This is a genomic window from Chromohalobacter nigrandesensis (assembly GCF_023061285.1).
Lineage (GTDB): Bacteria > Pseudomonadota > Gammaproteobacteria > Pseudomonadales > Halomonadaceae > Chromohalobacter > Chromohalobacter nigrandesensis.
On the sequence record NZ_JAKGAM010000034.1, the window covers coordinates 1 to 1,531 of the forward strand.

Here is a 1,531-nt window from a genome sequence, read left to right on the forward strand (position 1 = left end):
AGGCGCCCCATGGGGCGCCCTTTTTGTGTGGCAGGTGCTTGGTCCCGGAGTATCTATCTTGCGAGCTACTATCGGAGGATGACCGATGGCTCCGATTCTTCATCAACTAATCAAGTCCACGCACACTATTCTTTATAAGCTCGACTTGGCGCTTGAGACGGAACCGGAAGCCGAGGCCGATGATGAAATGTCGAGGGTGTAACACGGTAATGTGTGCACAGTGCCTGACCCAGCCCCTTCGTCAGAAACAAATCCTCACAGAACGCCGGTGTCGCTGGGGTACGTTTCACTTTTATCCATGTTAAATTAGGTCCCCTCCACATAAGCGTGGCAAGCGACGATCGTTTGAGTGCGTGCGTTCGTGCCATGCATGACCTTCAGGGACGATGCCATGTCAGAGGCGCTTTTCGACACCTTCGATATCGACCTGTCGCCATCGCAGCGACTGCTGACCCTCGACATTGCCGGGGCGTCGCTGCTGCCGCATCGGCTGGTGGGCGAGGAGCGTGTCAGCGCGCCCTTCAGCTATACGCTCGACTGCATCTCCCAGCAGAATGATCTCGAACTCAAGACGCTGATGGCGCAGCCGGCGAGGCTGTCGATCCGGCAGGCCGATGGCGGTTATCGCCAGTTGCATGGCCTCGTTGCCGAGGCGGCGCTGCTGGGCGAGGACGGCGGCGTCACCTACTACCAGCTCACCCTGGTGCCGTGGCTGGCGATGCTGAAGCTCGGCCGCGACAGTCGGATCTTCCAGGATCGCAGCGTCGTCGATGTCCTCACCGACGTGTTCGACGGCCATGAACTGGCCCGGGGCCGCTACCGTTTCGACCTGCGACGTGACTATCCCGCGCGCAGCTACTGCGTGCAGTACCGGGAGAGCGACTTCAACTTCATCAGTCGCCTCTGCGAAGAAGAAGGCCTGTGGTATTATTTTGAATATCAATCGTCCGAATCCGCCGACAACGACGACGGGGAGACCGAGGGCGACAGCCAATCCTTCGATGGCCACCGCCTGGTCATTACCGACGACGTCGACACCTGCCAACCGGTCTCGCCACAGACAATCCGCTTCCACCGCCAAGCCGCTACCGAAACCGAAGATGCCCTCAATCAGTGGGGCGGCGTGCGCACTCAGCAGCCTACCCGCGTCAGTGTCGGCACCTTCGACTACAAGCAGCCCTCGCTGACCAAGCGCACCGGCCTCGACACCCTCAGCGATCAGGGCAACCTGCCCGCCACCGAGGTCTACGATTACGCCGGCGCGTATTACTACCACGGCTTTGAGCGCGGCGAACGCCTCACCGAAAACCGTCTCGAGGCGCATGAATCCCTGGCCAAGCGCTTTCGCGGCGCTGGTGGTACTCGTCAGCTCCAGGCCGGGCGCTGGTTCGAACTCACCCAGCCCCCGCTGCACGACACCGGCGGTGAAGAAGAACGCCAGTTCCTGCTGCTGGGCATCAGCGTGCATGCCGAGAACGCCCTGCCGGTCTCGGCCCAGCGCCAGGCGCTGCCCGGCAGCCTGCAGCCCCAG

1 protein-coding gene is annotated in these 1,531 nt (G+C 61.7%); it reads left to right on the top strand.

What is annotated here, in order from left to right:
* Positions 1-391: 391 nt before the first annotated feature.
* Positions 392-1,531: type VI secretion system Vgr family protein (locus L1073_RS17050; protein WP_246901417.1), on the top strand; the 1,140-nt coding region annotated here is incomplete at its 3' end.